General features: G+C 47.4%; 21 protein-coding genes. 7 read left to right on the top strand and 14 right to left on the bottom strand.

Annotated elements, in window-relative coordinates; genetic code table 11:
• Positions 1 to 348: 348 nt before the first annotated feature.
• Genes EC604_RS05005 through EC604_RS04995 form a run of 3 tightly spaced genes read right to left on the bottom strand, consistent with a single transcriptional unit; the run spans position 349 to position 3,647 of the window.
• Positions 349 to 2,409, bottom strand: a complete 2,061-nt coding sequence (locus EC604_RS05005) for a hypothetical protein (protein ID WP_151458048.1) — start codon at positions 2,407 to 2,409, stop codon at positions 349 to 351.
• Positions 2,363 to 3,265, bottom strand: a complete 903-nt coding sequence (locus EC604_RS05000; RefSeq protein ID WP_123063086.1) for an ABC transporter ATP-binding protein — start codon at positions 3,263 to 3,265, stop codon at positions 2,363 to 2,365. The genes EC604_RS05005 and EC604_RS05000 overlap by 47 nt, the downstream gene beginning before the upstream one ends.
• On the bottom strand, positions 3,258 to 3,647 hold the full coding sequence (locus EC604_RS04995) for a GntR family transcriptional regulator (RefSeq protein WP_123063085.1): 390 nt from the start codon (positions 3,645 to 3,647) through the stop codon (positions 3,258 to 3,260). Before EC604_RS04995 ends, EC604_RS05000 begins: the two co-directional genes overlap by 8 nt.
• 1,221 nt (positions 3,648 to 4,868) lie before the next feature.
• Between EC604_RS04995 and EC604_RS04990 the strand changes: the two genes are divergently transcribed.
• Together EC604_RS04990 and EC604_RS04985 are read left to right on the top strand one after the other, a co-directional pair.
• Positions 4,869 to 5,702, top strand: a complete 834-nt coding sequence (locus EC604_RS04990; protein WP_240036663.1) for a futalosine hydrolase — start codon at positions 4,869 to 4,871, stop codon at positions 5,700 to 5,702.
• Complete coding sequence (locus EC604_RS04985) at positions 5,699 to 6,541, top strand: 1,4-dihydroxy-6-naphthoate synthase (RefSeq protein WP_123063084.1); 843 nt, start codon at positions 5,699 to 5,701, stop codon at positions 6,539 to 6,541. The genes EC604_RS04990 and EC604_RS04985 overlap by 4 nt, the downstream gene beginning before the upstream one ends.
• 826 nt (positions 6,542 to 7,367) lie before the next feature.
• Here EC604_RS04985 and EC604_RS04980 read toward each other — a convergent pair.
• Positions 7,368 to 8,000 (bottom strand): pyroglutamyl-peptidase I, encoded by a 633-nt coding sequence (locus EC604_RS04980; RefSeq protein WP_123063083.1) that lies wholly within the window; start codon positions 7,998 to 8,000, stop codon positions 7,368 to 7,370.
• 442 nt (positions 8,001 to 8,442) lie between these two features.
• Positions 8,443 to 9,444, bottom strand: coding sequence for a Gfo/Idh/MocA family protein (locus EC604_RS04975; RefSeq protein WP_123063082.1), 1,002 nt, complete (start codon positions 9,442 to 9,444; stop codon positions 8,443 to 8,445).
• A gap of 231 nt (positions 9,445 to 9,675) precedes the next feature.
• Between EC604_RS04975 and EC604_RS04970 the strand changes: the two genes are divergently transcribed.
• The 4 genes from EC604_RS04970 to EC604_RS04955 all read left to right on the top strand — a co-directional run bounded on the left by EC604_RS04970 (position 9,676) and on the right by EC604_RS04955 (position 14,674).
• Complete coding sequence (locus tag EC604_RS04970) at positions 9,676 to 11,430, top strand: AraC family transcriptional regulator (protein ID WP_161556861.1); 1,755 nt, start codon at positions 9,676 to 9,678, stop codon at positions 11,428 to 11,430.
• A 201-nt stretch (positions 11,431 to 11,631) separates the two neighbouring features.
• Positions 11,632 to 12,603 (top strand): FecCD family ABC transporter permease, encoded by a 972-nt coding sequence (locus tag EC604_RS04965; protein ID WP_192895064.1) that lies wholly within the window; start codon positions 11,632 to 11,634, stop codon positions 12,601 to 12,603.
• 14 nt (positions 12,604 to 12,617) lie between these two features.
• Positions 12,618 to 13,661, top strand: a complete 1,044-nt coding sequence (locus EC604_RS04960; RefSeq protein WP_123063403.1) for a FecCD family ABC transporter permease — start codon at positions 12,618 to 12,620, stop codon at positions 13,659 to 13,661.
• 56 nt (positions 13,662 to 13,717) lie between these two features.
• Positions 13,718 to 14,674, top strand: a complete 957-nt coding sequence (locus EC604_RS04955; RefSeq protein WP_123063402.1) for an iron-hydroxamate ABC transporter substrate-binding protein — start codon at positions 13,718 to 13,720, stop codon at positions 14,672 to 14,674.
• Positions 14,675 to 14,882: 208 nt separating this feature from the next.
• Here EC604_RS04955 and EC604_RS04950 read toward each other — a convergent pair whose 3' ends face one another.
• The 5 genes from EC604_RS04950 to EC604_RS04930 form a co-directional block, all read right to left on the bottom strand.
• Positions 14,883 to 15,305, bottom strand: coding sequence for a macro domain-containing protein (locus tag EC604_RS04950; protein ID WP_123063080.1), 423 nt, complete (start codon positions 15,303 to 15,305; stop codon positions 14,883 to 14,885).
• Between the two features lie 144 nt (positions 15,306 to 15,449).
• Positions 15,450 to 16,463 carry a TIGR02452 family protein gene (locus EC604_RS04945; protein ID WP_123063079.1) on the bottom strand — a complete coding sequence of 338 codons (1,014 nt, stop codon included), beginning with the start codon at positions 16,461 to 16,463 and terminating at the stop codon, positions 15,450 to 15,452.
• Positions 16,447 to 16,941: an NADAR family protein gene (locus EC604_RS04940; protein ID WP_123063078.1), complete on the bottom strand. Its 495-nt coding sequence runs from the start codon at positions 16,939 to 16,941 to the stop codon at positions 16,447 to 16,449. Before EC604_RS04940 ends, EC604_RS04945 begins: the two co-directional genes overlap by 17 nt.
• A 91-nt stretch (positions 16,942 to 17,032) precedes the next feature.
• Positions 17,033 to 17,941, bottom strand: coding sequence for an NUDIX hydrolase (locus tag EC604_RS04935; protein ID WP_123063077.1), 909 nt, complete (start codon positions 17,939 to 17,941; stop codon positions 17,033 to 17,035).
• 219 nt (positions 17,942 to 18,160) lie between these two features.
• The gene (locus EC604_RS04930) at positions 18,161 to 19,135 is read right to left on the bottom strand and encodes a helveticin J family class III bacteriocin (protein ID WP_123063401.1); all 975 of its coding nucleotides are present in this window, start codon (positions 19,133 to 19,135) and stop codon (positions 18,161 to 18,163) included.
• Between the two features lie 269 nt (positions 19,136 to 19,404).
• Here EC604_RS04930 and EC604_RS04925 point away from each other — a divergent pair, with 269 nt between their 5' ends.
• Positions 19,405 to 20,559, top strand: a complete 1,155-nt coding sequence (locus EC604_RS04925; RefSeq protein ID WP_123063076.1) for a DUF418 domain-containing protein — start codon at positions 19,405 to 19,407, stop codon at positions 20,557 to 20,559.
• 161 nt (positions 20,560 to 20,720) lie between these two features.
• Here the strand turns inward: EC604_RS04925 and EC604_RS04920 are convergent, their stop codons facing one another.
• The 4 genes from EC604_RS04920 to EC604_RS04905 all read right to left on the bottom strand — a co-directional run bounded on the left by EC604_RS04920 (position 20,721) and on the right by EC604_RS04905 (position 26,300).
• Entirely contained in the window at positions 20,721 to 22,283 is a 1,563-nt protein-coding gene (locus EC604_RS04920) for an ATP-binding protein (RefSeq protein ID WP_240036662.1), read from the bottom strand.
• A 325-nt stretch (positions 22,284 to 22,608) separates the two neighbouring features.
• The gene (gene mglC / locus EC604_RS04915; protein WP_123063075.1) at positions 22,609 to 23,628 is read right to left on the bottom strand and encodes a galactose/methyl galactoside ABC transporter permease MglC; all 1,020 of its coding nucleotides are present in this window, start codon (positions 23,626 to 23,628) and stop codon (positions 22,609 to 22,611) included.
• Complete coding sequence (locus EC604_RS04910; protein WP_123063074.1) at positions 23,625 to 25,148, bottom strand: sugar ABC transporter ATP-binding protein; 1,524 nt, start codon at positions 25,146 to 25,148, stop codon at positions 23,625 to 23,627. Before EC604_RS04910 ends, mglC begins: the two co-directional genes overlap by 4 nt.
• A gap of 75 nt (positions 25,149 to 25,223) precedes the next feature.
• Entirely contained in the window at positions 25,224 to 26,300 is a 1,077-nt protein-coding gene (locus EC604_RS04905) for a galactose ABC transporter substrate-binding protein (protein WP_123063073.1), read from the bottom strand.
• Between the last annotated feature and the right edge of the window lie 162 nt (positions 26,301 to 26,462).

The following is a 26,462-nucleotide window of genomic DNA, read 5'->3' as shown; positions in this document are numbered from 1 at the left end:
GTGCCACTACTCTCTCTGTACTTGTGTCCAATGATCATTCCGTAACTTTTGCAGTATCAGAGCACGTCTTTCTTACTGTTCGGCCTCCAAGCCAACACTCGATTCGAGGAACGACAAAAAAAAACACCCGCAAGTCAGGCCTATGCCTGCTCTTACGGGTGCTTCCCTCATGAGCCGTTCCATATAAGATTCGATGAATTAAAACGTCGCTTGAATCTTCTTTTTTTCTAATATATTCCATAAAATTGTTCTGGTCAAGCTAAATGTTGAAACACTATGCGTTCGTAACGTATATCTATTTGGATTGGTTCAAACATTCAGACTACAAGTGTATAGAACAACAACATGTTATAGATCGGCCAAGATGACTTTCATATCCTCGGTGAGATCTTCCTCTTTTAACATCATATAAAGGCTCTGATCTTTGACCAAATTCAGTTTAATCTGATAGAAAGTGTCCCGTTCTGTGTAAACCCCGGATCTTTGACGTTGAATCAGTTCGCTAATAATTTTTTTGTTTTTGGTCGCGACTTTCCGGTCTCCCCTCAGGTTTTCGTCAATAAATTGCCAATCGGCATAGACCCATTTTACTTTACCGGGGCTGTCGATCTCCTGTTTAATAAACTGAGCGGAGGCAATTTCATCTACAGAAACCTGCAACCGGTCATACAGCTTGTTTTCTTTGAGCCATGCCATCAAACGGGTGTAGGTTGGTTTAATCTCATATGTTGAACTAGGGTTAGATCGATCCAATATCTGCTTGGCCGATGATTCATTCCCATCATTCGGATAGATTTCGGCTGACGCAAATGAGCCCCATTCGGATTTCTGATCTTGATACGTTTGATCTAAAATTTCCGATTTTAACAACGCATTGAATTCCCGGATTAGCTGAGGATCACTGATGTACACGGTACGATCGCTAAGAAGGCTTGACCGAATACCGACGCTGCGAACATCGCTATCCAATGCATAAGTTTCATATCTGGTTATTTTGAAATCTTTCCAGTTTTTCATATTCTCGAATTCGGATTGAAAACGAGACTCCAAAACGGTGTACTCCCGCGATAGGGTTTTCCCATTCTTTAACTTATAATCAATAATGACACTCTCTTCCCCTGGTATATATTGATTCTTTCCTCTGTCCTGAAAAGACAGATCGGCATCCACAATTTTCTGATGAAGGTCAAGAACAGCCTCTATATATCCCTCCGTGTTAGAGTACATCGTTTTGTCATCCAGCTTCACATATGTACCATCAACGTAGATAGAACGATCGCCTCCAATACGTACCTTCTCCACGCTCTCCTTGGAAGGCACATTCGCTGCATAACCGTTCCAATCTGCAACAGGCACGTACAGGATGACCGCAGCTACAATCCCATATACAGCAAACCTTGGTAATAAGCTGCGATTCCAGATCAGCCAGGTTTTGCGAATAATCATCTCAGCTCCAATGTATCCCGCAACGCCTCCGATCACATACCCGGCAATACCCCACATCTCCGAATGTCTGGGCGAAATTGTAGCGAGGTACGCACCACCCGACAGCATAACCGTCAACATGAAGCCAAAACGGAAGATCGGCTTTACAATTCGGAATGTAATGGCCTGCGATGCCGATTCCACATGCCGTTTGCGGTATAAAGGATAAGAAAGAACGATAAGGAACACCGTCATAGCAGCATAGATCCCAATTTCGCTCCAGCCCGGTGCTTCTTGGAGGACGCTCATTCGGGCGACTGGGGATATGCTCTCCATACCGGACCGAAGCGCATGATCTGGGAAACCTAACAGATAACGCTTCAGATGCATCTCATAAGTTCCCCAGAAAATTAATGGAATCAGGCTGATGCCATACACGGTAAGTCCTTGTAAGATCGACTGTCCAATACACATGCCCACCGCAACGGTCAGCATAAACATGAACAAAGAGATAACACTCATCGTCACGCCCCACATCCAGATCACACTGCCGTCGAAAATAAAAGCAGGTTCATCCAGAGCTGCGGACACCCATGCGGTAACTCCAGCTGTAATCCAGATTGGAACCAGAATCATCACATATCCGGTCATCAGGTTCATCGTCAGCAGATGTTTCCGTTGCAGCGGCAGGCTGTGGTATACATCAGCAGGTCCACCGGCCTGGATATACCGGAACAGGAATAATGCAATCACTACCGGAACCGTTATCGCTAAGAACCAGTGAAATTCTCCACGCACTCTAAACAAAGTGCTAATTTCTTCTGTATAATCTCGATACTGCGTACCGATGTATAACGGAAGTGAAAATAATAAAAGAAGCAGATATACAATACCAAGCCATCCGTGCTGCCTGAAATTTTGGTACAGGATGCCGCGGTTAAAGTATAATCGGTTGAATGTCATACCCTGCACCCTCCATTTCATAGATAAAAATCTCCTCCAGTGTCAGCGGTAGCACATCCAGCAGGTACGGATCATGTAAACGAAATTGTGCGGTAACATCTTCACGATGACCTTTAACAATGTACAAGGATACACTTCCTCTTTTTTCTTCATGCAAAATGTGAACTTGTTCTTTCAATAAATCAGCATGATCCGGGTGGCGGAAGGCAACCTGAATCTTATGTGTATCAGCCTTAAGGTCATCCAGATCCTTCTGCACGATGATTTGGCCTTTGTGCATGATTCCTACATGGTCACAGAGATCTTCAATTTCCCGCAAATTGTGGGATGAGATGATAATCGTTACCTGGCGCTCCGCCGCCTCTTGGAACAACAGGTTTTTGATCTGCTGGCGCATGACAGGGTCAAGTCCATCGATCGGTTCATCCATAAGCAGCACCTCAGGCATACAGCTGAGTCCCAGCCATACCGCAGCCTGACGGCGCATGCCTTTGGACATGCGATGAAGCTTGCGTTTTACATCTAATTTGAAGACAGCCGCGAGTTGGTTGAAACGTTCCTCACTCCAACTTGAATAGATTGAACGATAGAACGCGGCCATTTGAGTAATCGAAGATTGCGGGAAAAAGGTTGGTGAATCTGCCATAAAAATAGTGCGGCCTTTCAGGTCTATATTCTCGTATATCTCAGCTCCGTTAATGCGCACCGTTCCACGGTCTTGACGATAGATGCCTGCAATGATTTTGAGCAACGAAGTTTTGCCTGCCCCGTTGGAACCGAGCAAACCATAGATCGACCCCTTATGTATGTACATGGTTACGCCATCGACAGCCTTTTCCTGTTCAAAAGCTTTAACGACTTGATTCAGCTCAATCATGCGGCACCTCCTTCTCTATACGGGCCATCGCTTCTTCGAATAAAAGAGTCATCTCCGCCTTGGTTAAACCAGAAAACGAAGCTTCGGCAATCAGTTTCACCAAGGATTCTCTGATCTCGTCTTTCATAGCCTCCTTCGGATGTTCCACAGATGGTGATACGAAACTTCCTTTACCCTGCACCGAATAAATATAACCTTCTCGCTCAAGCTCACGGTATGCCTTTTGAATTGTATTCGGGTTCACGGTGAGCTGTGTTGATAATGACCGAACGGAAGGAAGCTGCTCATCGGGTTTCAGAATACCGTATACGATCATTTCTTTGACTTTATCCACCAGTTGCTCATAGATCGCCTTACGGCTGCGTACATCCAATTCGAACATCCCGCACCTCCTTTCTTAATTTAGTATGTTGTCTGTTGTGTTATTAGTGTACTATCAGTGTACTACCTGTACTACTATTAATAATACAGTTAGTACAGTTTGTCAATCTTCAACTTTAACTCCATGCGTAAATAAGAGGATAGCAAAATTTATACAAAACCAATCAATATGGTATAGTTGACATATAAAAAGCACGCAAGAAAACGCTCATGTTATTTTCTAAAAGCTCAAAGGGGTATCCCTTTCGAATAGAGTTTAGAGAAAGAGCATCTATAAAAAAGGTCGTTCCACCTCATTCGGCTGGTGCAAATATGCTCGAAACTGAGCTTGGTGCGAATATGTACGAAAGGTTGTTCTGCGCCTGTCCCTTCGTTATGATGAGTTACAACGGCTTAGAATGAGATATGATGAATTAAGATGAGGTATAACGAGGTATGACAAAGCATGACTAGATCATAACAAGCTTAGTGAGTGTGAGTTAGATGTGATGTGATGAGTTAAAATGATAGAATGAGTTAGTTAGGATGAGGTAGGGGAGTTTAGTGTGAGTTAGGAAGAGTTAAGATGTGGTGATTCAGTGTGAATGGCAGTGTGGTGGAAAGAATGTTCATTTTGATATTCGGTGTTCCGGCTTTTGGATAGCACATGATCATATTTATAGCTTGTCCACTTGTCGTGTACATTTAGGGATTTTGTTTATTAAAAGGTGGACACTTTTTTAAAAAGATTACACTTTACCCACAAACCTACATATAGATCAAAAATAACATTTTTGATTATTTCATCTGTATATAGTGTTACAATTATTAACGGAGGGATATGCTCTTTTGGAGAGTGCTGTCCACTCTTTGAAAGACAAAAAGGATGGATTTGTTTCCCTACAGTGGACATTTATATTTACGTATACGTGTTTGGTTACGAGTTTGGGTTATGTGTATGTGTATGTGTATGTGTATGTGTATGTGTATGTGTATGTGTATGTGTATGTGTATGAATAAGTATAATGTAAAGGATAGTACAATGTGCGTACTTTGCCATGACTGTCCTTCGAGATTGGGTGACTTGGGCTGGGTTTGGGTTGGTTTCACATCATGCACACGAATGTAAATTTTTGCAAAATACTAAATATAGATAGCCTTCTGAACACGATAACCGTATGAAGGCTGGGCTTAGCCACATAGATCTATCTACTACTACAATTAAAATTGAGGTAAATAACCCATGAATACAACAAAAGGTACATTTTCTAATAAGGCTGCTTCTACATCCGGGCTCTGGCCTGCTTCACGCATACTGATTGTAACGGCTGTGGACGCGGAAAAAGACGCTATCCTTCGCGGCTTGGGTGATGATGCCGCAGCACAGTTTGATGTTATTGCAGCGGGCGTTGGCCCTGCCTCGGCCGCTGCCGGAACTGCCGCTGCGCTAGCTTTTGCTTCAGCAGCGGCACGTGAACTGGCGCACGGCACGGCCGCGCCAGAGGAACTTGATGCGGCGCACGGCACAGCCGCATCTTCAGGGCCGGGGCCCGTTGCCGGAACCGGCGCCAGATCATCAGCCTATGGGCTGGTGATCAGTGCCGGCATCGGCGGCGGGTTCCCCGGCCGGGCAGACGTCGGCTCTCTCGTGGTAGCCGACGCCATGGTTGCAGCCGATCTGGGCTCGCAGACGCCAGACGGCTTCCTCTCTGTGGACGAGCTCGGATTCGGCTCGTCCCGTGTGGCGGCGGACGCGGTGCTTGCCGCGCGCCTTCGCCATGAGCTGCAGCGGGCAGGGCTCGCTGTCAGCGGGGGCATTGCGGTCACCGTGTCCACGGCGACCGGAACCGCGCAGGCGGCCGCGGAGCTGCTGCGCCGCGTGCCAGATGCTGCCGCCGAAGGCATGGAAGGCTTCGGCGTAGCAACAGCTGCGCAGCAGTTCGGCCTGCCGGTGCTCGAACTGCGCGGCATATCTAACGCGGTCGGTCCACGCGACCGCGACGCTTGGCGCATCAAGGATGCCCTGGATGCGCTCCAGGCAGCAAGTTCTATTTTACGGGAGGTTATCACATCATGAATATTGCTTTTTCCCCTTGTCCTAACGACACCTTTATCTTTCACGCATGGGTACACGGTCTGATTCCTGGTGCACCTGAGCTTGAAGTTCGCTATGCGGATATCGATATAACGAACGGCCTTGCTGCAAGTCCAATCGGACCAGACATTCCGGAAGTGATGAAAATTTCCTATGCAGCGTTGCCTTATGTACTGAAAAACTATGCTTTGTTACCTGCTGGCGGTGCTCTGGGCAGAGGTTGCGGTCCTTTGGTTTTGACAGCTGATGGAACAACTGATCCGTCATACCTGTCTGGACGGCGGGTTGCCGTACCGAGCGAGCGCTCGACAGCCTATCTGTTATTCCGTCTCTGGGCCGCGCAAAATGTTCCTGGGGATGTCGGTGAAATTGTTGTCATGCCTTTTGAACAAATTATGCCTGCCGTTCGTGATGGTCAAATCGATGCCGGGTTGGTTATCCATGAAGCACGTTTTACGTACCAAAACTATAATTTGCAACTGATGACTGACCTCGGCAATTGGTGGGAAAATGACACAGGCCTGCCTATTCCACTCGGTGCTATTATTGCCCGCCGTGATCTGGATGCTCACGCTCTGGCTGAATGGGCGCGCGCCTCTGTCCAGTACGCTTGGGCTCATCCAGAAGAATCGCAAGCATATGTTATGGAACATGCACAAGAGATGGACCCCAACGTAGCCGCTCAACATATTAACCTGTACGTCAACGAATTCAGTGCTAACTTGGGTGAAGATGGTTATGCTGCGATTACGGCACTGCTTGGTCGTGCCATGCAAGAAAAACTGGTTCCCGAGTTCGACCTGAACTTGTTAAAGATCTAACCTTCACGTTACGGTGCTCTCTGTATTGGGAGGTAAAATTGTTGTTGAATTGATATTGGCAATTTAGATGCTGGAAATTTTAAATGCTATAGTTTAGCAGTCTAAGTTTCTCCAACATACATGTTCACTTCCAATATCTCATTAGTGTCTCAAGTAACATGTAAAACAAGCGTTACCTCACCTATACCTAAGTTGTACCTAACTTGTATTTAACTTCGAGCATAACCTTGGTTGCTGAATAGCCAGACCCATCTTTTATGTACTGTCTATCTCTAACGATCCTGACGGACCTTATTTGGCTCATTTTTGCATTCTGCAAATTCTAACGATCATCAGAAACCTTATTTAGCCGAAAATGGTTCTTTTCATCTCAATCTGGTCTATTTTGGTGAAATAGCGTTCCTACGGATCGTTAGAATTTTAAAACTGCCAAATTGGTGTAAATAGCGTCTGTGGGGATCGTTAGAATTTGCGCCAGATAGTTGTGCAGTACTATTGGTCTAACGCGCAGTAAGAATGAGTCTAAACAAGGTTCACCCCTTGATATTGGATACTAGCTCGCAAAACTCCCCTCTGATTGGGAGAGATATACGTAAAAAACCAAACTAACCACATATGAATAGGGCAGCTCCTCTCGCCACCTTTGTGACGTATTGGAGTTGCCCTTTTATTCGTTGGGTTGGTTTATGGGTTCTCGTTTATGGGTTACGGGTTACGGGTTACGGGTTACGGGTTACGGCTTATGGTTTATGGGTTACCTTGTTGTTGATTGTTTGTTGGTTTATTGATTACCTGGTTGTTCGTTACTGCTTGGTATAATGGCAGTTTATTTATTTGTTTCCGTCTCCGACATAACCGTGCGAATCATGGATCGCAGTGCATCCAGCATCACTGGAAGTGGCAAAGACGGGATAGAAGGTGCCTGCACAGCCATCTCTGTCGAAGCCGGAAAATGAACAAAGCCTGCTTGAACAGGTAGCTGTTGCAACCGAATGTAATCGAGCACCCGGTACATCGTGTTATTACATATATACGTTCCTGCGGTATTGGATATCGTTGCCGGTATGCCTGCAGCCATCATTTCATTAACCATCTTCCGGATGGGCAAGGTAGAAAATAAACCATCGGGACTTCCAGCTGCAATCAACTCATCCACAGGGCGCTGACCTTGATTGTCCGCATAAGATCCGGGCGGAATATCCTTCACATTAATTGCGATGCGTTCTGGCGTAATTGCCGTTCTACCTTTTGCCAACCCGCAGGCGATAACAACATCCGGCTGAAAGGCCTGCATCTCTGCAATCAGCATGTCGGCACACTCATCAAAATTCACAGGCAGCAGCACGGTTTTTATTACAGCTCCTTCAATTACCTCATACGCTAACGCTTCCATTAATGCTCCCGTCGGGTTTACCGTATCCCCACCAAAAGGCTCAAATCCCGAAATCAGAAACTTCATTAACTGCTGCACTCCCTCCTGATGTAAAAATCGAAATGAATAATTCTGTTTCTCCTAAATAGATTGTAACCATTTACTAACTTTGCTCTTCCATTATACAAATGCAAGTGCAAGGGCTGTACAACTCCAGCTCCCCTTTTTAACCAACCCTTTGTTTATCTCTACGGATACAACACAGATGCCATCACAATAACCTGACTGGAATACATCACTCACAGGAAATACTCGCCATAAGCATGGAACATATCTCCAATATTGGATAACACAAAAAACAATTTGGATAAGAGATCACAGAGAGGCCACCCTCACCAATCAACATCTCTAAACTTACAATTCTAAACTTACAATCTTTCACACGCCCCGGCATTTCCAGCGTTCCATCCAGCCTCCGTGCATCTTAGGCATTATGAATAAGTGCTTTACACTCTCTAGTCAGCGGCGCTTACTCCGATCTGTAGCGCAATCCCCACTGCCGACGAACCGTGTCCATCAGCTTCATAATCTCTAGGGATTCGTCCAGTTTCATGGTATTACTCTCTGTTCGCCCTTGCAGAATGCAGCGTCCAGCCTCTTCTGCTTCAAACGCGTACCCGAGACAAGCCCGATCATCCACAAACTTCTCTGGCTCTTCCTGTCCATTCACATGTAAATAGGCTTCTTTGCCTGCGAGGAAAAAAGGCAGACGAATTCGGCCTTCCGTACCATAAATTACGGCCTCATTGTTCAGATTCAAACGAATGGCACCGTTCAGTGACGCCGAACGCCCCTCGGAATAAGACAACAATATAGAAAATTGCTCGTCCACACCGGTTTCCCCAATGTGCGCTGTGCTCCAGACATGTTGAGGCTGCTCACCAAAGATCATTGACGCGAAAGAGATTGGGTATACTCCGGCATCCAGCAGCGCACCACCACCCAGATCCGGGTTAAGCAACCGTCCTTCCGGCTCCCAGCCGATGCGGAATCCAAAGTCTGCCTGCACCATCCGTACTTCACCAATACGACCTTCCGCAATCCATGCCCGTGCCTGCACAATTGGCGGCAGGAAGCGAGTCCACATACCCTCCATCAGGAACAGTTTCCGTTCTCGCGCCGTTTCCACGAGCGGCTCCAGTTGACGTGAGTTCATCGTAAACGGTTTCTCACAAAGTACCGCTTTGCCTGCTTCGAGGCAGGCCATCACATTTTCCTTATGTACCGGATGCGGCGTTGCCACATAGATGATATCCACCTCAGGGTCTCGCAGCAATTCATCATATGAAGCGTAAGCGCGTTCAAAACCATATTCGGCTGCAAACTTCTCCGCACTGCCTGCGGTTCGTGAACCAACCGCTGCCTTCACCGCATTCCCCGCATGTGCCAAATCCTTGGCAAATTGGGATGCAATCCATCCCGTGCCCATAATGCCCCATCGTACCTTATCCTGTCCCGCTGTCTGTGTCATACGTCCATCCTCCCTACTACCAATTTGCGTATTACAAGGTTCATGATTCAGACAAGCCAACATGGTATCTCTCTTATTTTACCAAAAAGAAACGTTTTCGTCAGAAAAGCTTGCTTCCCTTCATCACATTTCAATTCCGTAACAGATTTGCTAAGATAACTTGGAGACACACCATGAGCACATGTATCCTTTAGAAGAACACAATGACCCCTAATGAAAGGAAGGTACGCCATGATCACTGAGCCAAATCAAGGCCATAACCGCATACCTTCAGACGACAAACGGACTGTACGCCCTAGCGGCGATGTAAATCATATAAATGCACGTTCAACCGTTCGCAATGAACTTCACCAGTTCCTGGATCATGCCTTGGTTGAACTCCGGCGGGCAGAGCATGTGAACACACAGCAGCGTTTCCGGTGGCAGACGGACGAACTCCCGCATCATACCTTCATCTATATGCATCGCTTCACGGGAACACAGGTTGTGGATGCCGAGCCATCCCGTGTCGTTCGCAAAGCGGCTTGTTTGTACCCACCCGGAACCCGTCTGGAACTTGTGTCAGATGTCGATCAAGATGCTGAGTTGTATGTTCTTGAATTTGACCTGTTTCGAGTGACGGAGAAAACAGAAGCGAAGCGCATCTATGAACGTGAGCTTCATTCACCTGTTGCCGGATGGATTCAAGGGCCCTTTTATGGCATTCAACGGATCGCTGCACAACTGACCGAACTTACACATCCCGATAACGAAACAGCATCCCGTGAAATCAAAGCACAATTGCTATTAGCCGAGCTACTCTATCTACTGTGGCCTGAAGAACATGCAAGCCCTACGGAAGAATCGGAGCAGGATGATCCCGAGTCCTGGTTAAAATCAACATTGCAATATATACAGCAACATTATATGCATGAGATTAAGTTGGATACCTTAGCCGAACTGGCTGGCATGCATCCGTCCTATTACTCTCAACTGTTCAAAAGCCGGATGCACAAAAATCCAATCGAATACATTACTCATTTGCGTATGAACCGGGCGAAGGAAATGTTACTGACCTCCGATCTGCGTATTCGTGATGTCGCCCGTGAGGTCGGTTACCGTGACGAGTTTTATTTCAGCAGACGGTTTCGTAACTATGCCGGTTATGCCCCAACGGCTTATGCCAAGCAAGTTCATCGCAACATTGTGTCACTCTCTTATCCCTATACCGATCATCTGATGACACTTGGCATCACACCCTGTGCAGCACAGATTCAAGGCCATCTGCCACATCTGCCCCGGTCGCTTACCATGCCTTTTCATGCCTATGAACCGTGGGAACAAGGGCGGCAGGCATTTCTCGATGTGAATCCCGACCTGATTCTGACCAAAGATAACGCTGCGGCTAAAGCGATGGAACATATTGGTGATGTCGCACCCATCATTACCGTCCCGTGGAACCAGACCGACATGTTCGGCCATTTGGAACGGATCGCTTCGATTGTAGATCGGACGCAGGCGGCCAAAGAATGGCTGGACAAGCATGAGCGCAAAGCAGAGCGTGCACGCAAGAAGATCAGAGAACAGGCTGGCAGCCTCACTGTAGCTGTAGGTACATTAACTGCCAAAGGGCCGCGGATGTACAGCCACCGCAACTTCGGTCATGTGTTCTACCGGACACTGCAACTCCATGCACCACAGCGTATTCAGGCAGAACTGAAGGGCAAGGCTCCCGGTATCGGCTTCAACTGGATGCCGTTTACACCCGGTCAATGGGACGGTCTGGAAGCCGATGTGCTTGTGCTTGCAACAGACAACCTGCATAACCCAGCAACACTGCTGCAAAAATTAAAGAATGATCCGCTATGGAACAGCCATCCCGCCGTTCGCGGCGGCCGTGTACATCTTGTAGATTGGAACGCTTGGGTTGTGTACGCACCATATTCCATCAACATCCAGCTAGAGGAAGCGCTCTCGATGTTGACGAACAAGCCCATACTTTTGTAATCTAAAAAATGTCCATTTCCCAAATCTTAATTTATGCCATGTACGGGCCTGGATTAAGATTTTATAATATTCACTAATTGATAATGATAATCAATAACAACGAAAGATGTTATTTGTTATAAAGGAGTGACCCGTATCCAACATCCGGGACTGCCTCATCGCCCGTCCAAGACTCAACGATCCGCAGTCACCGTTGGTCTGATGTTTCTGTCTGCCATCGCGATCCTGCTGATCAGCATGTTTGTTGCCATCTCATTAGGAGCCAAAGGATTAACACTGGAAACCGTGTGGACAGCCATTTTCCAGTACAATCCGGCTCTGACACCGCATCAGATCATTCATGAATTGAGACTGCCACGCGTGCTGGCTGCCGCTGTGATTGGAGCCGCTTTTGCTGTAGCCGGAGCCTTGATACAAGGCATTACTCGAAATCCACTGGCCGATACCGGCATCCTGGGCATTAACGCTGGAGCAACGTTTGTTGTGGCATTAAGCTTTGCGTTCTGGCCGGGATTATCTTACGGATGGATCATGCTTTTGTCGTTTATAGGAGCCGTGCTCGGTACATTGCTCATTTTCCTGCTTGGCATGGCTGCTCCCGGAGGGCTTAGTTCAATCAGACTCACGGTTGCGGGCGCAGTCATTGCTGCCATGCTCGGTTCTCTGAGCACAGGAGTAGCCATTTATTTCGACCTGAGCCAGGACCTGGCCTTCTGGTATGCGGGTGGCTTTGGAGGAATAGAATGGCGCCATCTGAGACTGATTCTTCCGGTGCTGCTGCTCACACTACTATTAACCATGCCGCTCGCACGTCGTATTTCACTGATGTCCCTCGGGGAAGAGGTCGCCATTAATCTCGGGATGAACCTGCGCTGGACTCGCTTTCTTGCTCTTGCTGCTGTCGTTGTGCTCGCAGGGGTGTCCGTCTCCGCTGTAGGTTCGATTGGATTTGTCGGGCTGGTCATCCCCCATATCTCCCGTAAACTGGTGGGCGTAGACTATCGGCTTATCATTCCGTTGTCTTCCCTGCTCGGGGCGATTCTGCTTGTGCTCGCTGATCTCGGGGCACGCATCGTGAATCCGCCTCAGGAACTGGCGGTAGGCATTATGGTTGCTTTTGTCGGCGTACCGTTCTTCCTCTATCTGGCCCGCAAAGAAAGGAGGGCTTTGTAGTGACGAAACGGGGAATGAAATCCGTCGTCAGATTTACTTTAGAGAAGTTTAATCAAACCTCTCGTGGCAAAAAAGCGGTACTTATCAGCACTGTACTGCTCTGTCTCGCAACATTGGTGATTCTCATCAGCCTGAATACAGGTACAGTTCGCGTATCCCCTCTGGCCGCCCTGCAGACCTTTCTGGGACAAGGGAGCGAACAGGATCAGATCATCCTGTTTGACTACCGATTGCCCCGCATTCTGGTCACCGTTCTTGCCGGAGCTGGATTGGGAATTGCAGGCGCTGCGCTGCAAGGCATTACACGCAATGCACTTGCCGATCCGGGGATTCTGGGCTTGCATGCCGGGGCGGCTTTCGGGCTAATGGTTTTTGTCAGCCTGTCATTCAGCATGGATACCTCAGTAGCACTGTTGATTCCACTCTTTGCTTTTGCCGGCAGTGTAGCTGCCGCGCTGATTATTATGCTACTGTCCTATGACCGAAACAGCGGTGTGTCACCGATTAAACTAATTCTGGTCGGCATTGCTGTTGCTGCTGGATTCCATGCGCTTACGCTTTACCTGTCGCTGCGTCTGGACGAGGACACGTATTCCTTCGCTGCACGCTGGCTTGCAGGCAGTGTGTGGGGGCGTGACTGGATTCATGTACAGGCTTTGCTACCTTGGATCGTGATCTGCATCGCCTATATCTGGAGCCGTTCCAAAACGTTGGACGCCTTCCATCTAGGGGATGCCGCTGCGACCAGCATCGGCACACCCGTGCGTTCGCGGCGCATCCTGCTGCTACTTTCCGCCGTTGCTTTATCTGCTGTCAGCGTATCTGTAGCTGGAGGTATTGGCTTCATTGGACTCGCCGCCCCTCATCTGGCACGCAGACTGGTCGGGCCACTGCACCGGCACTTGATTCCCGCCGCCGGGCTGATCGGCATGGTGATTCTGGTGACAGCCGATACGGTCGGCCGGACGATATTTGCACCAAACGCCATTCCAGCGGGTGTTGTTGTAGCAGCGATTGGCGCGCCCTATTTTTTATACCTGCTTGTACGAACGAAATAAAACTATCAAAAATATCAATTGCATCCATGAGATGTTCAAGGAGAACGAAAATTATGTTGAAGAAAAATCTTATGCTTTTGCTGACGATCAGTTTGGTGCTGGTACTTGCAGCCTGCGGGACAGCCAAGACGTCCACATCGGGCGCAAACGATTCAAACACCAATGCTAACACAAGTACCTCCGCCGACCCTTCAAATAGCAGCACAGCTTCGGGTGAACCACGTATCGCTTCCATGTCCATCCACCTGACCAATGATTTGCTTTCCCTCGGGATCACGCCTGTCGGTTCTGTCATCGGCGGTGAAGCGAAAGGCTTCCTGTCCCATGTGGCTGATCGCCTGAAAGATACGACACCACTTGGCCCCGTCAAAGACCCGGATATGGAAGCCCTGCTTGCGCTTAAACCGGATGTGATCTATCTCGATGAGGAGTTTTCCGGTGACGATGTGGCCAAATTCGAAAAAATCGCACCTGTACATGTGTTCAATCTGGACGATGGCACATGGCGGGATCACCTGAAAGAGATTGGCAAACTGGTGAATCGCGAGAAGGAAGCGGAGCAATATATTCAGGACTACGAGACAGAAACAAAAGAAGTTAAATCGCTAATTCATGATCAGATCGGTGTCGGCACCGTCATGGCCATTCGTGTCACAGCTAAGGAATTACGTGTATTCAGCACACGCCGTCCTATGGGCCCTATTTTGTACGATGATCTCGGACTGAATCCAGCCAAAGGCATTAAAGACATGGATACCTCCAAGCCGTATCAGGTTGTATCCCGCGAAGTGTTGCCAGACTATGATGCCGATGCCATCTTTGTCGTGGTCAACTCCGACGATGAAGCACAAACGATGTTCAAAGAGCTGCAAAACAACCCAATCTGGCAGGGACTGAAAGCTGTCAAAGCAGGTCATGTGTACCCGATCGGGGCACAGCCTTGGCTTGATTATTCTTCCATTGGGAACAAGATGGCTATGGATGAAGCAAAAGAGATGTTTTCCAAAAAATAAACCCAGCTTCGCCTATTCATAAAAACAACAAAAAACCTCGCTTCGGTAATGGAAGCGCGTTTGCGAGAGCGCAGAGCATATGAATCATGCTCCAGGCTTAATGAATACAGGGATCAGACTTCGTGATAGTGTTACTCCCTGTATCTCGCGCGCTTCCTTACCCAGCTGAGGTTTTTTATTTTAGATACAACATACCGAGTGTACTCGATCATACAGTACATACAACGATCTCGATATCCATCTCCGCAAACGTATTCTGAATAATTACGCTGACCTTCTCCCACTTCAATCTGTCCAACCCGCAACCAATTCGAGGCATAGCCAGCTCAGTAATTCCTTGCTCCAAGCAGACATCCCTCATGGACTCAACCGCCTGGGTTAATGATGAATACGTAGGTTTGTTCGAAAATTTGGCTTTGGTCACAAGATTCAGCGTCCGTCCAACCGGATAACATCGCCCAATCTCCAGCGGCTCCAGCTTCGCCTGCTCCTGAAGAGTCTGTAAATCAAACCGCTCTCTGAATTGCACCGCGATTCCTTTACCCATTCGCGCATCGGCGGATATGCAGTGTGCCAGTGCGTATTGTTGCTCCAGTTCAAACAAATCCTGCTGTCGTTCATGAAATTGCATGTTAGTTCCCCTTTCTCTTCCTTGCCCGATCACATCTCACTATTGAGACTACAAACTTCCTGTTTATTTTTTCGCTCTGCACATCAGGCGTTACAATAACGTCCGTTCTATTACATGACGTCCGTACTTTTCGACTTCCCGTGCTCACCCTGATGCTAAAAGACGCTTGAAGGTCTCCAACGTTTGCTGTCCTGCACTCCGGTCATAAATAGCAAATACGATGTGATCAAAGTAGTTCCTGTATCCTTCTTCATGCAAGACTTCGGCAAAATACGATGCTACCTGTGCCGGTTCATTCCGGAATACACCACAGCCAAAGGCTCCAAGTACGATGGTTCTATGACCTTGTACAGCAGCAACCTCCAATATATATCGAATGCGTTGCTTCATGACCGACTTGATCTCTGCATCTGTTGCTTCCTTCCGCTCTTTGACCACACCTGCATTTACCGCCGGAGCGGTGATAAAGGAGGCTGTGTAATATTGATCCAGCAATCGGTCACGGTCGTCCCGAATCACGGGAACATCAGTAGAATAGATCATATGGTCTGAATAGAGGCAAGTATGCTGCTTGCGATTGTACTCATACATCTCTGTCATCTGGGCAATGCATGGATACAGCCCTGTTGCCCGTGCCAGGCTTTCCTCCTGAGCCTGACTCCCACCAAGGAAACCACCGCCCGGATTTTTTGCCGATGCAAAATTTAAACAAACGACTTCCGTTCTGCCTTCCTCCAGGGTCAGACGCGCTGCTGCTGCAAGCGTCGTTTCACTGGTTACTTCTATCTGAGCCGGGTTCCCTTGGGACGCCATAGACTCGGAATCTTCTTGTTGGTTTCCTGCCGAGCTTGCCTTCTCTTCTATGCGTACTCCATTTCGTAGCTGCTCCCCTAGTTGAGAAAGCGCTGAGGGCCGATAGAGAACTGAACTCTGAATGGCTTGCTCCATGTCTTTCTTGATATGAACAGCACGATCATATCCGTTTACGTACACGCCCTCTTCCAGAATGTCCAACGTCTGATGCGCTATACGCGAGCGTCCGGAACGCGAACTAACGCCAGTGTCATCTGTTGATGTATTAGAATGACGAGACCCCGTAGTCTTATTATTTAAATTATTAATTTTGTTGTGTCTATTTTGTTTATCGAAGTTGCTCATGTCTATCCCTTCCTATCTCTTCTCTCAGACGAGTAAGAATCTCACCTAGCCAGTTCGTTCCTCGCCATGTTTTTCGGTTGCGAATACGCGTATCTTCCTCCGCCAGCCCCACACCCCAGATCCGATCATCTGGACTTGCTTCCACGAGGGTTGTGCCTCGGGTGGCAAGCAAAGCCGCCAGCAAATCCTCGTTCTGCGTAAATTTTGCCTGATTGCCTTCATAGACAATGCGCTGGCACTCGCTTTCCCATGTCGTCTGGTCAAAACCTGAGACCTCGCGGCCCAGCTTTTTTTGAACCGAAGCCGAACGAGTCTTCATAATTTTATCCGCAATCTGTTGATCGCCAAAGAGCAGTGCTTTCTGATGCATCATATATTGCTCTGCACTTGTATACTGAACCCCGTTCACCGTGAAATCAGCCTTAAACCACTGGGAGAACGGCGATTCTGTCCGCCAGAAAAACGTAAACTTTTCCATTCATATCACCTCGTACCCCATACTTCGTTCCATTCCAAACGATTGCCTACATCCTTCTGATTGAACCATTTCTACTCATGACTAACTCCAACTACAATGCTTCCCTCTCCGGATCTAATCGGTACAACCGGGATGGGCGATGTCCCGCACTGCTTGCATATTCACCCGTCGGGGTCACCCAGTCTGCCATTTTGCGCCGAAATGCAGCTGCCAGCAGTTTTTTGCCGCTAATAATCTCATACACTTTCTGCAACGCCGTTAACGTAAATTTCTCAGGCATCAGATTAAACGCGATATCCGTATATTCAATTTTGGAACGTAATCGCTCCAGCGCGTAATGAATAATTTGGGCATGGTCGAATGCGATCCCTTGAACATCTACTAGCTTCAATTTACTGTTTCGCACTCGCCCTTCTACTTGCTCTTTGGTATCTACAATGGCCGACAACTGTTCTGTTTCATTGCTCAAAACAAGTTGTATTCGGCGCTCTGTCACCCGGCCGCGTTCATGAATATGACGTTTCTCTTCGATGAGCTTCTGTTCCACCCGGAACCAGCTGGCGTCGCTGGCATCATCACCCGCCTGAAGCTCCAGCTCACTGCTATCCACCAGAGCCATGTAAGAGCAACTAATGACCCTTGTACGTGGATCGCGCCCTACATCTCCCCATGTATACAGCTGTTCCAGGTAAATATCATCTAGTCCTGTCTCCGTCTGTAGTTCCCGCCTTGCAGCATCCTCCAATGATTCATGCATGGAGACAAATCCCCCTGGCAGTGCCCACTGTCCCAGATAGGGGTGACCTCCCCTGCGAATCAGTAGCAAACCAAGTTCCGGTTCCGCCAGCTTTCGGTAATTTTCCTGCTCTCCGCTTCGGATCGTAAATACGAGCATATCCACAGTAACCGAGGGACGTTCGTAATCTCCGGCATCATAGGTTTTTAGGAACTCTTCTTCGCTAATGTTGACTGGGTCAAGCGCTTTGTCTCCATGAGACATGATTCATACACCTCATTCTGTTATTAACATTTTGTTATTAACAAATAGTTAATAACAATGTAGCACAACTGTAACGAGCAGGTCAAATCTTCCATAAAATCAAAAAAGCCGCCTTCTTTGCTCTACACCTTCAGAGCAAGGAAGACGACTAAAACACTCTTTATAAAATTCCATAGATGGATATCGCAGTGTAGTTCTCAGAGGCCAACCAAATCTTTCTTAAAATACGCTATCTGGAACGTAGTAAATTTTCTGCCCATTCTGTTTATTTCCTGGATCGGTCACAATCAGAAAATAAACGTTCCCGTTCTTGTTTTGTACACCCTCGATCTCATGTTTCCCGACATTCGTTATTTTTACAAGAGACTGATACACGCCTGAACTTGAGATTTTAGCAATCTGAGGAGTATCTCCTTCCGCCCCGCCGGATGTAAATATTTGAGTCTTACCAAGCAAGTCTACCCCTTGGAATGACCCATTTGGCCGAATAATTCCGCTGCCCGACTGCGTGAAACTGGACACTGCTGCTTTAATTGCCGCAGAGCTGTCCATGCGGACCTGCTTGTTCTGATCAAGCAACCTGTTTAATGCAGCCGTATCATACACAGACCAGACCACCTTATCCGTGTTTGACTTTCCGTTTTCCCTCGTTTGAATTCGGAACACGGTGTAGTTACTGTTGCCACCGCCATCCACTCGGTACGTTGTTCCCTGTTTTGAACCATTTTTGTTCGCATAGTTCATATAAGTAAACCGATGAAGATCGGTGTAGTCTACGGTTTTACCAGCGGAGTATTGAAGTCTCGCTACCTGAAGTGACCAGACATTATCAGATGATGAATCCGCTTTGGAGCTAAAATAAAAATAATTCGCTCCGTTGTACGTATACATATCCAGCGTCTGGCAATGCCCGCTGTTCGTAATCGTCATATGATCTACGTATTCGGCATTATTGCCTTTAATCAGCAGTCTGGATAGTTGACATGTCGTGCCTACACGTTGCGTTACATATACGTACTTGTCTGCTATATAAGCCTTCTGAACAACTCGGTTAAACTTGAGTCCTTTGAGGTTATAAGCTAGTTTGGCTGAAGCATTTACGGTTTTTCCTGGAGAAGCTGCAAGAGCTGGGACAACCGACATCACAAATAGCATCACTGCCAGAAAAGCAGCTACGATCGTTTTCCACTTCATCGTTGTAAGGTTGAGAGATTGTTTTTTAATCACACAGGTGCCTCCTCTTTCATTAAAAATGGGAATACATCAGATATATTAGGCGGTCTCTGAGACTATACTGCATTAATTATATATTACCATATTTTCCAAATTAAGAAACACAAATTGCGAATCTCAACATGACCACTTCCCCATGATCATGATGTCCCTTAAAATTTAATAGTTCTTTTTAGTACACCTGTGTTATATTGTTTTTAATTCATATGTATCAAAAAAAGGAGGACTTCATGAAACGAATTGCCCTACTCGACATTCTTCGGGGGTTTGCGATTATTGGAACCTTGGGAACCAACATCTGGATTTTTGCTTACCTTGGTGATTTGAACCTTGTATTCGGCAACGCGCTTGAGCCGTGGTGGAGTTCAGGAGATCGTCTGGTGCAGACCATCATGCTCATCTTGGTGAATGGGAAATTTCTAGGTATGCTCACTTTGCTATTTGGAGCCGGCATGGAATTGAAACGCCAAAAAGCAGCTCGTGAAGGCTATGCATGGCCTGGTGTCTATATCTGGTCATGTGCACTTCTGCTGCTGGACGGACTATTGCATTATATTTTCGTAATGGAGTATGACGTGTTGATGAGTTATGCCATTACTGGCATTATTGTTTCCCTGATCATTCATCGCTCCAAGCGCTTTATGCTAACGATGATGGTGATTGCAGGAAGCATACATGTGATCGGCGTTACGGGAATTACAGCCTTGCTGGCATTCGAATCCGGTTCATCCTTCAACGGTATGGATGCCATTACTCATCTGTACGCTTCTGGAACGTGGTGGGAACAAGCGATGTTCCGGCTGAATAATTTCGGTTTTTTCCGTGCAGAATCGATAGCTATCATCCCACTGAATGTTTTCCTCTTTCTATTAGGGGCACTGCTCATGCGAACAGGTGTATTTTCTAACGACGAGTCAGGACGCCGTAAGCGCCGTAAACTGATGATTACCGGACTTGCGGCAGGTATCCCTCTGAATCTGCTGTTGCTCGTTCCCGGTGGAGTTATGGATATTTGGGTACGTTATATCAGCGCGCCAGTACTTACCCTTGGTTATCTCGGAATCATTGCCTATGGATTGGAAAAAGGTCTTTTCCCCAAGCTGTTCCAGCGTTTCGGTGAAATTGGCAAGATGGCGCTGAGTTGTTATATTGTACAGAATATCATCGCCTCTGCGCTCTTCTATGGATGGGGACTCGGTCTGGGCGGCCGCCCGTCTTCTCTGTTTATTTTGCTCATGTGGCTTGGTATATGTCTCTTACTAATGCTTTTCTCACACCTCTGGCTACGCAAATATCCACTAGGTCCAGTCGAATGGTTGTGGCGCAGGTTGTCGATCTCCCCTTCTCCCAGACCCGGAAGTACGTCTCAAGATACAACATTATAAATCCGTTTCGCGCAAATAAGGGCATCCCGGAACTCCATCGATGATTGATCGTAATCAATGACCGATGAAGTTCGTAGGATAGCCCTTGTTTATTCCATACTGCTAAAGAACGCAGCACGCTTTATTCCCCCTTTTTGCGCTGGTCTGGCATATAATACTGACTATTCGCCCGACTCCACAGGCAAACACAATGTGAACGTGGAACCTTCCCCCATTTCACTGTGAACGGTAATCTTACCGTTATGATCCTGAGCAATTTTTTGACAAAGCGCAAGACCCAATCCCGTTCCTTCCTCCTTTGTCGTAAAAAACGGGTTGAAAATCGCGGTTAACGAACGCTCAGGAATCCCGCTACCCGTATCCGCTATGGAGATCAACACGTTCTCCCCTTCCTGTATCATATCCATATGTACCTCTCCGGGGTCTGACATCGCTTCAAAAGCATTACGAATCAGATTGATTAGAACTTGTACAATTTTATCCCGATCCATGTTCACACAAACCGACTCATCCCGCATATGAAGGGTAATCCGATGTCCTCTGGAAGCCGCATCCGATTCGGTCAAAGACATCACCCGCTCCAGACAATGTGCCAGCTTCTCCGGTTTCATATGATTGGCTTGAGGTTTGGAAAATTGTAAAAACTCTCCTGTCAAATCGGTGACTCTTGTGACCTCACTCATAATCACTTCATACCACGGTGCGATATTGAAGGATTGCCCACGTGACAGTTGCAAAAAACCTCGGATTGCGGTGAGTGGGTTACGGATCTCATGGGCCATTCCTGCAGCAAGCTCACCTACAGCCCGCAGTCTTTCGGAACGAAACACTTCCTCTTCATTTTTAATCCACTGACTACGCTGTTGCTCGATCAGTTGATCTTCCGCAATGGTCATGAATTGCTGCAAGGTCTGTGATGACCTCGGATAACGCGATAGGCTATAACTTACTTGTAATCCCTGTAGCTGGTTAGACAGCAAGGAAGATATCCGTTCTTCGATATAGGGTATTTGTGGCATCACAATGGCAAACCTGTCACCCGCGTACCTCGATATCCCATAAGCTTCGGGAAACTGGTTCGTGATCTTTTTTCCGATGCCCGTAATGACTGCACACCAGGGATCATCTGATCCTTTTTTGTAACCGCTGAAATTATTGACATTCAAAAGAATCAAGAGGAAGGATCGTTCTTCCTCCAACGTCTTATGAAGCACCTCCATGTATCCTTCATAATTTAACAATCCCGTAAGCGGATCATGCAGGGTAAGAAACCGATTTTTTTCCCGAAGTTTCCTTTTTTCGGATTCACTGTTCATTAAAGTATGATATAGCCAAATAACCAATACCGCGGTCAGCAAATCAAATAATGACACGAGCAAACTGTATGGTTCTATCGGGACATATGACAAGCGGATAATCGTATACTGGAGCATAAGCAGCATTGAAATCGGTAAGGTGTGTACAATTCTCTGCTTGTTCTGAATCATTGAAATGATGAGCATATAATAGAGCATATTACACCAGTTTAGTTGACTGAAATAATGAAATGCACCAAGAATCAACCATTGAATCCATGTTAAAAATGGATAACGCCGTTCCGCCCATATACTGATCATTAGCAGAATCCCTGTGACAATCATCAAGGTTGGATGCGATGCTTGTCCCAGTAAAGTAGAGGATACAATGACAAGCAGACAACCTATTGGGAAAATTACCATCTTCATTGTGTAACTTAGCAAATAGCCTCGCCCCCTTAGACAAAAGTCACACTTTCAAACATATACACAAATATTATATCGATTATGATTAGCCGATGTTGTCGATTATTGGAAGCTGTTAAAATTCGCAAGAATGTATAATTTTCAAAAACAATAGGACATATGAATGCATTGCAATGTTAAAATGTGCACATTAATATTGCTGCACGTATTACGCAACGCAAAATTCATCATAAAGTATTCAAAGCCAGCTCTCGATGGATGAGGGCTGGCTTCTTTGTTGTTTTTCCATATTGGGTAAATCGTTCTGGAAAAATAAGAGGAGATCCTATTATTTCTTAACCATGTATTTGCGAATATCGAACGCTACAGCCGCAACAATAATCAATCCTTTAATAATCAGTTGCCAGTAAGGACTTACCCCGATAAAGGTGAGACCATAGTTAATGACGCCAAAGATGAGCACGCCTGCCATCACACCAGGTACCGTTCCAATTCCGCCAGCCGTAGATACCCCGCCAACAACACATGCAGCAATGGCATCCAGTTCATACATGTTACCGTAGTTGTTCGTTGCTCCACCGGTACGAGCCGCTTCCAATACACCGCCCAGTCCGTAAAGCGCCCCAGCAATCGCATACAGCGCAATCAGGTTTCGTGCGACATGAATACCAGATACGTGAGCGGCCTGGATGTTTCCGCCGATGGCATACATATTTTTACCCAGACGGGTTTTGTTGAAAACAACCCAGCAGATCAGTGCAACTCCAATGGCAATCAGCACGATGTAGGGGATCGAATACCCTCCACCGAGATCAATATAACCTGATCCTATTGTCGTGAAATCCGGTCTGAGTCCTCCGATGGGCTGCGACTGGTTTGGTTCTGTATCGAAATAGATCGAGTTCAGACCATAGACAGCGACCATCGTACCCAGTGTAGCAATAAAAGGGGGTACATGCAGCTTGGCAACAATAAGGCCATTCACCAAACCAACAAGCAACCCCGCTACGATGCCGATTACGATCGGCAAGCCCACCCATAATTGCGGCAGATCCGGGAAAAAACGATTGGCATACGTATCAATCTGTAACATCGATGCCGATACCACTGCTGTCAGACCAACCACGCGTCCAGCCGACAGATCGACGCCTCCCGTCACGAGAATGAAAGCCGCACCCAGCGCGATAATCGCCCGAGTGGAGGATTGTTGCAAAATATCTCTCAGCGTGGAAAAAGCGAGAAAGTTCGGATCAGCAATGGCGATACCGATAACAAGCAGGATCAGCACAATAAAAATCGCACGCTGAGCCACATATTGCTTCACTTGATGAACAAGGGTTGTATTCATTTGTGTTCCTCCTGACCAGCCATCCGCTGTTGCGCGGCCAGCCTCATAATATGCTGCTCCGTTGCCTCGGCTCCGTCCACAATGCCGGTGAGGCGTCCTTCGCTCATGACCATAATGCGATCCGACATCCCTAACAGTTCAGGCATCTCTGAGCTGATCATGATAATGCTTTTGCCTTGCCGAGCCAATTCCGTAATAATCGTATAGATTTCGAACTTGGCTCCGACATCAATTCCGCGCGTTGGCTCATCCAGCAACAGAATCTCCGGGTCAGTCAAGAGCCAGCGAGCCAGCAGTACTTTTTGCTGATTGCCTCCAGACAGGTTTCGAATCAGCGTGTTAACTGAAGGCGTTTTGGTTTTGAACTTTTGCGTCTGTTCCCGCGCCTCTTCGCGTCCCTTCTTCTCGTCCAGCAAACCCAGACGATTTTGGTAACGACCAAGGCTTGCAATAATCGTATTTTCATAGACGGATAACACGGGGAATATCCCGGTCACTCGTCGCTCTTCGGTCAATAGTGCTATGTTATGACGCTTGGCGGCAGCGGGGGAGTTAATCTTCACCTTGCGGCCGTGAATGGTAATGGTACCCGAAGCCAGTCCACGCAGTCCAAACAAGGATTCCATCAGTTCCGTCCGCTGCGCACCAACCAAACCGCCAATGCCCAGTACTTCGCCTCTGCGCAGATGAAACGAAACATCCCGGAACGAATTCGTCTGGTTCGACGTCAGCCCCTCTGCTTGAAGAATGACTTCACCAGGAACATTAAGCCTTGCCGGGAATCGTTCACTTAAATCACGTCCAACCATACGTGTAATGATCAGGTCTGTCGTCAGATCCGCAGCATCCCAGGTGCCTACAACAATCCCATCTCGCATAATGGTCACTTCATCCGAAATCGTTAAAATTTCCTCCATCTTGTGTGAGATATAGATGATGGACACGCCGCGGCTTCGCAGCTTATTGATCATCGTAAACAATTGCTCCACTTCTTTACCTGTAAGGGATGAGGTCGGTTCATCCATCACAATCACTTTAGAGTGGAACGATACCGCTTTGGCAATCTCCATCGATTGAATTTTGGACACAGACAACGTTCCAGCAAGTGCCTTCGGATCAATATCCAAGTTCAAATCCTGAAAGAGTGCCAGCGTATCGGCATACATCCGTTTCTCATCAACCAGAAAACCCTTCATCGGGAATCGTCCCAGCCATATGTTTTCCATCACCGGACGGTGCGGGACCGGATTCAACTCCTGATGAATCATGGATATACCATGCTGCAATGCAGCCTTCGAATTCGGTATTTCTACATCCTTGCCTTCGATGCGCACTGTGCCTGCATCGGGACGATACATCCCAAACAAACATTTCATCAAGGTCGACTTTCCCGCCCCATTCTCGCCCATCAACGCATGAACGGTTCCCGGCTTCACCTTCAGTGTAACTTCGCTGAGTGCCTGCACGCCGGGGAATGCTTTGGAAATCCCGTTCATCTCCAGCAGATAAGGTGATTGCATCTTCTATCTTCCCCTTTCATCTGACCGGCAAAAAAAGGACGTTGCCAAGATGACATACGTCCCTCTCTGCTGCTATTATTGGGCGTCGGCAATGTTGTCTTTCGTAATTTTTTTGTAAGCGATCCAGACATATTTCCCGTCTGTAATATCAAATTTGGTATTTTCTTTGGTTGGTGTCTCGCCTTTGGCAAGAACAGCCGCCAGTGCAACCGTTGCCGCTCCCTGATTTTTGGCATCATTCAGCACGGTGCCCAGCATGGTACCATCCTGCAACGCCTGAATCGCAGGGGCTGTAGCATCCACGCCTACGACAGGCATTGTTTTGCCATCCTTGAAGTAACCCGCTGCTTTCAATGCTTCAATCGCACCAAGTGCCATGTCATCATTGTTCGCCAGTACCGCTTCAATTTTGTCGCCATGCGAAGCAAGGAATGCCTGCATTTTCTCCTGGCCTTTGACCCGATCCCACATTGCCGTATCTTCGGCCAGTGCTTCAACTTCAATACCGGCATCCTGAATGGCTTGAACGGAATATTTGGTGCGCAGCTCGGCATCCTGATGACCCGGTTCACCTTTCAGCATGACATATTGCAGCTTGCCATCGCCGTTTTTGTCAGCTTCCGGATGTGCTTTCCAGTAATCCACGATCAACTGACCGGAGATTGTACCAGACTCTTCCGCTTTTGCACCGACATAGTACACTTTATCCCACTTATTCATGTCCTCCGCTACAGGCTCCCGATTCAGGAATACCACCGGAATATTAGCCGCTTTGGCCTTGTCGATAATGACACCTGCTGCGGTTCGGTCTACCGGATTCACCGCCATGGCATTGTATTTCTTGGATACAAACAGGTCGACCTTCTCATTCTGTGTCGGCTGTGCATTCTGACTGTCTACAATATCAAGGGCAGCTACGCCCTCCGCTGCCGCAGTCATCGCGTTTCGTACTCCCGTCATAAACGTATCGTCAAACTTATAGATGGCCACACCGATTTTCGGGTTCTCCGTTTGCGTTCCGGCTTCCGCCTTCGCGCCACTGTCCGTACCGGCAGTTCCGTTCCCACCGGCGCTGTCTCCCCCGTTGCTGCATCCTGCCGCCACAGCCATACACACCGTAAGCAACAATGTCATCCATGTTTTCTTTTTCATTCTTCATGACCTCCCCCAAGTTCATTCGGCTTTACCGATGCCTTTATTATGAAAGGGTTTACATTATTTTCGAATACAATATCTTCATCTGTTTTATCGAAATCCTCATCAATTCATCTATTCTATATAAGTTGAACTAAAAGTTTTTACACGGTCCACTCC

This window comes from Paenibacillus amylolyticus (genome assembly GCF_003719335.1).
GTDB classification, from domain to species: Bacteria; Bacillota; Bacilli; order Paenibacillales; family Paenibacillaceae; genus Paenibacillus; species Paenibacillus amylolyticus_D.
The sequence above is the reverse complement of the archived record's forward strand: the minus strand, read 5'-3'. Positions and strand labels throughout refer to the sequence as shown.